Genomic DNA, 6286 nt, shown 5'->3' on the forward strand with positions numbered 1-6286 from the left:
AAGTCCAAGAAGCTTTTAATTGCGTCACGCACGTCACTGCCACTATCCCCTAGTAACAAGACATTCAAAACAATAGATACCACCATCACAACCGCAAGCAGTATCGTTAACCAATTCACTCGCTGATACTTTATTACTGTCTCTTTTTGAACAATTTCCGGGGCATCTTCTCGAGGAGATTCAATGACTTTCGTCTTTTCCTCCTCCTGAAGCGGCAAAAGCTCGGACAAGACAGACTCAACGCTTTGCGGTCTCTGTTCTCGGCGACGTGACAGCATGCGACCAACTATTTGCTGAATATCAACGGGTAATTTAATGAATATCTGGGTCTTAACCAGGTTGCCATCCTTAAATGCTGGAGGAACCCCCGTTAATGCATGATAAAAAATTGCGCCAAGCGAAAAAATATCAGATAACTCGTCCTTTCGATCATCAGCATCTCCATACCAGTTACCATCTCGCTCTTTGACACGATAATGCTCATCCAAACCAAAGTCTGTCAATTTAACCTGGAAATCTGAAGTCAACAAAACATTGCTAGGACGCAAATTGCCATGGCAAACCCTATTTTGATGCGCAAACGCCAAACCTCTACAAATTTGAACCGCCGTATTCAAAAACATCTGCATTCCCATAGGTTCAATCAAGCGGTCCTGCAGACTGCCACCCGAGACATATTCCATAACAACAATGAATACNCTATCGTTCTTGGATGTTCCTAGAATATTAACCAGATTCGGATGCTTCAAACTGTGAAGCATTTTTGCCTCACGATACCCCGTAAAAGTAGAGGTACGCTTCTTAATTACCAGAAGCTTGTGAGAGGACTTATCTTCATACAAATAAACCGCGCCAAATTTGTCTTCCTGCATAACATCAAGTAAGCCAAATTTTTGCTGAATAGAGGCTAAGCCTTCTCCTGCCCGATTCACTTGTTCCTCAGCAATATGCTGACCTTTCATCGCCAAAAGCAACTGAGTCCGGACCTGCTCTACAGACTGAGGACGTTCAGCAGGGTCAACAGCAAGACACTGATGAATAAGGTTTTCAAGGGCTGGAGTTATATTGGCATCAATCTGAGCCATTGGAGGCGCATTGGGTAGTGGCAAGGTACTGGTGAATAATTCATACATCACCACTCCCAGCGAATAAACGTCACTCAAAGTAGAGGTAAAGGCGATGCCTTTGTGCTGCTCAGGAGCCATATAGGCTTCTGTTCCCATGATTAAGCGCGTTTCATCAGGGTTCATATCTTTATCGGCTTCAAAAAAAGAAGCGATACCGAAATCTAAAAGACGCGCAAAGCCCTCTCTATCGATGATGACATTTGCCGGTTTGATATCTCGATGAATAACATCAAATTTATGCGCATAGGCGATTCCTTTACACATTTGAATAGCGATATCGACTTTTTGGTTAAAATCAAACTTCCGCTCAGTAATCGCGTCCGCTAAGTTTATGCCCTCAACGAATTCCATCACGAATACAGGGCGCCCCTTGCTTGTCGTTCCACGATCGATAACATGTATTATGTTGGGGTGGTTCAAACGGGCGATAATTAAGCTTTCTCGCTTAAAACGCTTTATGACTGAGGGATTATCTGAAAGCGTTGCCGACAGAACTTTAATCGCAACTGGACGATTCAGCGACAACTGCATACCACGATATACCGTGGCCATGCCTCCTTCACCAATTTTGTCTTGGTACGCGTAACGACCCTCTTTCATATTGTTCTTCCGTCCTTAGAAACTAGATAAAGAAAATCAAAAACACTATTGCGAACAAGACCAAAGCCAACATCATCGACCTACCTTTGAGATGACGCAAATAAGCTCTTTTATCAAACGCGTGGCGGTAAGTACCTTCAAGCTTAGGCGGGACGATGCTTGCAGTTTTGTTTTTAGATTTAGAGTTAAAATCCGACGCCCGAATTTGACGGACATCTTCCTGAAACTGAATTAAAGAAAAGCTCACGTTATCTGGTGCGCCTGCCTCCAACACCAAATCTAATAGTGTCTCTCCAGCCTCATCCAAAGAAGGGCTATCACAAACTGTTTGAAAGATCGTACTTTCTTCCAATGGACCAGACAAACCGTCTGTACATAAAAGCAGGATATCACCTTCGTGCAATTCGCCTAAAACCTTGGGAATTTTTTCCAGATTCATCTGTCCCATCGCTTGAGTCAGCTCATGCTGCCCAGCATGAGTCCGAGATTCACCTTCAGAAATAATACCCTGTTGAAGTAACTCATTAGCAAGATTGTGGTCTGTGGATAATTGAGACAGACCCTCACTATCTATCAAATAGGCACGACTATCCCCAACCCAGGCTAGCTCAAATTGATGCCCATGAAACAGACTAACCACAACAGTGCTAGCCATTCCCTCCAATTCTTGCTGACTTCGTGCCGCAGATATCAGTGCAGAATTTGCATCTTCAACAGACTCTCGCAGCGACTTTCCCTGACGAATCCGTCGTTCAATTGTTTGAACGACTAATTGACTCGCGACATCACCATGCGCATTTCCGCCGACGCCATCAGCAACCACCCACAGGCCCAGAGTTTCATTGGCTACAACGCTATCTTCATTTCTTTCACGAACCAAGCCCTGATGGCATACGGAGGTTGATTTCAACATGATGGGTCAGTACACACCTTATTACTTTATGGATACCACACAGCCTCCGTAGTTATCCGAAGCTTATGGCATATATTTTTTGTTTTCCTTAGCTTCAGTATAGCCAGCTCACAAAGACTAAGCACCTGAAAATACTAAATTTCTATTTCGTATATTATTTTTTCAATCAGTTACATAAATCTTAAGGGGAAAATTCGAAGAGCTGGAACTTAAGACTATACTCAACATAACGTGGAAAATTTAATACTTATCACCAGTCAATAAACGAGTACAAGAGTTCTATGCTTAAGCTTCAGTTCAGGGATCGCCGAAGAGAGTCCGTATGGTTAGTTGATCAGAATTTTACGATCGGTAAAGCTGCGGACAACAGCCTAATGATAAACGAGAAAGATATTCTCGACCATCATATCCAAATTACCAACACACAAGAAAAACTGAGCCTAAATAATGTCTCGTCGAGCTCAAACGTGTTACTCAATGATAAGCCTGTCGCGACGAATACAAGCCTCAAAGCTGGAGACGTCATCACCATTGGCTCTATTGAACTGGAACTAATCGACCCAAAGTCTGTGAATGAACAGAGCAATGCAGGTTCCACGACAAACTACTCTGCGGGTTGGTCTATCTACTCTAGCGCAAGCTGGCTAGACCAAAGCCGTTTTGTCATCAATAAACGCGTCGTTATTGGTCGAGACCCAAGCTGCGACATAACGCTACCTCTGGAACACCTTTCCAGAAAGCACGTAGCATTAGAAGTTAAAAGTGGCCAGCTATACATGGAAGATCTCGACTCCTCCAACGGCACCTTTTTAAATGGTAGACAAGTAAAACAATCAGCTGTTAAAAATGGCGACAAAATCAAGCTGGACGTATTAACCTTCGAAGTAAACGGACCGGCTCACGACCCCAACAAAACGATTATTCGCAGTGCGTCTGACAGCACCCCGCCAAGCACTGAAAAGACATCCAGCTCGCGCTTGTCGACAAAGATAGAACAACCCGAAAAGAAGCCAGTTAAGAAACCGGCACCAAAACAGACAGCAAAACCGAAACCCAAAGCCGCAAAGAAACGATTGGCTTCGAACGGCAAACAAGAATGGATATCGGGAGATAGTAAACCCACGAATAAAAACAAGAGCAGCTCAATGACAGGAATCATCATTGCTTCGATCATTGCTATTGCCGCTATCACTGCATTTATTTACTTTCAGTGATAAGAGCTCGTCATCTATAGAGGGCCTTGAAAGTTGCTATAAATCTTGCTGTAAAGATTGTAGCAACTTCGTCATTGCATCCCGAAGCTCATCCACAACCATTTCATCGTAATCTATTTTGATCCAGCGTTGGTGCTTATCCGAAGGATGAAGCAACCAACAAGCATATTCTAGACTTGAGCAACCGGCGCCAATAAAAGGATCTAACCCGGCAACCTGTAAGCTTGTTGCACTTAGCATCGGGGCACCATCTTGATAGCTCTTTTCCTGAAGGGTCACTCCACCTTTCACCACACCAAGGTGATACACCAAACCTTCTTTTACTCCGTTTTTTTTGATCCTAGAGCCTGTATAGGGATGCGCATTCAAGAGACTATTTATCTGCATGCTTAGCGCTTCAACCGGATCCTGTGTTAAATATAAGGCTTGCAGTGATTTTATATAGCCGTCTCTTTGGGGCAATTCCACCATTTCTATAGACGTTTTGTTTTTTTGTCCTGAGCCCTCAAGGCTTTTCTCTGCCTCTTCAGCTTCTGTTATCAAGCGCAAAGCTTGCTCATAGAACTGCCCCTGACTACCTGAACTAATAACATAGCGTTCAAGCACCTGACGCGCACTGTGAAACTCTTGTTTGCGGATTTTAACCAAACCCTCGAAATAATGAGACTCAAGCGGTTGCGGCACGTCTAACTTACGCATAAGTACTAGCTGACTCGTCGCATGCTCCCAGTTCCCATTTTCCACCGACTCCTTTAAGGCCAACAAAAGACGCTCGACCTCATGCTCTGGCGGCAAACCTGAGCTATTTACAATCCCTACCTGCAAGCATAAAAATAAAAACAAACATAAGTTTCTCATTGATGACCCTGTCAAAGCATACAAGTTTATTGTCACGCATAGATAGCATAGCAAAGATCGAGATCCTTAGTGTCTACCACCAAGCAAATCTTTGTTTTTAACGCAATGAAAAACGGTTCAGGGGACGAGTACAAGAGCAAAAACACTCTCAAGCTTTTGCAAAAGCTGACTAAAGCAGAAAAGATGCAGAGACTAGGAAGTAAGCTAAACTACGAAGCGCATACGAGGCGTGCCTCGTCCAACATAGCGTGTACAACTTTATCAGACATAACCTTATCACTAGGGTCCGAACTGTCACTTTCAGGCCCAACCGTAATAATACTATCGTCTTCTACAAGCTCCTCAATAGAGGCCATTTCAGTTAACACAGGTAAGTTATCTGGTTCCGCTACGCCCTCATCAAGAATGACTGGCGTGATTTTGGTCTGTGATTCAACAACAATCACCTCATCACTCTCACTCTCGGGCACTAGCTGGTCAAGCCCTTTCGACGATGCAAGTGATTGAACGGTAGGCAGATCTTCAGGTTCAAGCGTCTCTTTAGCTGACGACACTTCTTGCTCAATTGGACGCTTATACGCCTGAATATCAACCTGGGCAGGCTCTGAAAAGAACTCACCAATATAATCATTCAAGATCTGACCGTTAGAATTTGCTTCTTGGGAGCTTAAGGGAGCATCGTCATCATTCTTATCTGAGGCGCTTGCTGAACAATGATCTACAATCTCAGTGCCTGCAGAGCTCATGTCCTGCTCAGCGACCAATAACTGAGGTTTCGGGGAAGCCCCCTGACTTGAAGAGGATATATTGATTCGCACACTCATTCTGCGCGCAGAAGTCTCGACCTGAGACAGTTCGCTCTGAGCTCGTTCCATGCGAGTAGAATTCAGATAACAGCGATAAACCTGAACAATCAAAACCCCCACTAAAATGAGGGTAGTCGCCTCAAACAAGTGGATAAGTGAATTCATGAACATCATCTTCCCTTTCTATAAGGTCTAGAAAGCCCGACAATCAAGTTGCTAGCGTTAGATCATCAAGCTCACGAGTACAAGTCTTATTTTTATATAGCTAATAGTTACTACCGATGACTAAAATATATCCAAATGCACTTTATCAAAAACTAGACAATAGGTCATGGGTGAAAACCGAACTTTTTTCACTTACATGTAAAAAAATTGATCTAAAGCAGATTACTTATTAAACAAACTTCATCTATTTCAGGTTTTTATTTGCTACCTTCAGGCAAACCATCTAACAGAACACGATCCAGGCGCTCTAGTTCGACATCCTTATTTAAAGGTTCCAATTGAGGCATACGCTTATTCGCTTCAATTGACATTTCTTGAAATCGTTCCACTTTCCCATGAAGGCCTTGTTGTCCGACAAGCGATATAAGTACGTTATTATAGTGATTATTCGAGCTAAGCAAGCTGCCACCCAGTTTCTGCAGCCTCTCTGCCACAACACACACATGGTTGTATATCTCACCCGCTTTTTCACTTAAGGCCAATGCATCATTTTGGCTGTTCTGAAGACGCCAGATATTTGAAACGGTTTTTAGTATCGGTAAA

Annotated in this window: 6 protein-coding genes; 1 reads left to right on the forward strand and 5 read right to left on the reverse strand. The window is 43.4% G+C overall.

Going from position 1 to position 6286, the window contains the following annotated elements:
- Together A3761_RS08025 and A3761_RS08030 are read right to left on the reverse strand one after the other, a co-directional pair.
- Nucleotides 1-1727, reverse strand: a 1727-nt coding sequence (locus A3761_RS08025; protein ID WP_068750088.1) for a serine/threonine-protein kinase, incomplete at its 3' end; no start/stop codon positions are given.
- A 22-nt stretch (nt 1728-1749) separates the two neighbouring features.
- Nucleotides 1750-2640, reverse strand: a complete 891-nt coding sequence (locus A3761_RS08030) for a PP2C family serine/threonine-protein phosphatase (RefSeq protein ID WP_068508396.1) — start codon at nt 2638-2640, stop codon at nt 1750-1752.
- Between the two features lie 281 nt (nt 2641-2921).
- Here A3761_RS08030 and A3761_RS08035 point away from each other — a divergent pair, with 281 nt between their 5' ends.
- Nucleotides 2922-3854: an FHA domain-containing protein gene (locus A3761_RS08035; protein WP_068508398.1), complete on the forward strand. Its 933-nt coding sequence runs from the start codon at nt 2922-2924 to the stop codon at nt 3852-3854.
- 36 nt (nt 3855-3890) lie between these two features.
- Here A3761_RS08035 and A3761_RS08040 read toward each other — a convergent pair whose 3' ends face one another.
- From A3761_RS08040 to rmuC, 3 genes are all read right to left on the reverse strand, one after another.
- Nucleotides 3891-4712: a hypothetical protein gene (locus A3761_RS08040; protein WP_068508401.1), complete on the reverse strand. Its 822-nt coding sequence runs from the start codon at nt 4710-4712 to the stop codon at nt 3891-3893.
- A 209-nt stretch (nt 4713-4921) separates the two neighbouring features.
- Nucleotides 4922-5683: a hypothetical protein gene (locus tag A3761_RS08045; protein ID WP_156490450.1), complete on the reverse strand. Its 762-nt coding sequence runs from the start codon at nt 5681-5683 to the stop codon at nt 4922-4924.
- A 257-nt stretch (nt 5684-5940) separates the two neighbouring features.
- Nucleotides 5941-6286: DNA recombination protein RmuC (rmuC, locus tag A3761_RS08050; RefSeq protein WP_156491738.1), on the reverse strand; the 346-nt coding region annotated here is incomplete at its 5' end.

Source organism: Oleiphilus sp. HI0123, assembly GCF_001635315.1.

Bases quoted from the DNA above. Each gene is read 5' to 3' on its own strand.
- A3761_RS08035 (WP_068508398.1), top strand. From the start codon at position 2,922: ATGCTTAAGCTTCAGTTCAGGGATCGCCGAAGAGAGTCCGTATGGTTA.
- A3761_RS08030 (WP_068508396.1), bottom strand. From the start codon at position 2,640: ATGTTGAAATCAACCTCCGTATGCCATCAGGGCTTGGTTCGTGAAAGA.
- A3761_RS08040 (WP_068508401.1), bottom strand. From the start codon at position 4,712: ATGAGAAACTTATGTTTGTTTTTATTTTTATGCTTGCAGGTAGGGATT.
- A3761_RS08045 (WP_156490450.1), bottom strand. From the start codon at position 5,683: ATGAATTCACTTATCCACTTGTTTGAGGCGACTACCCTCATTTTAGTG.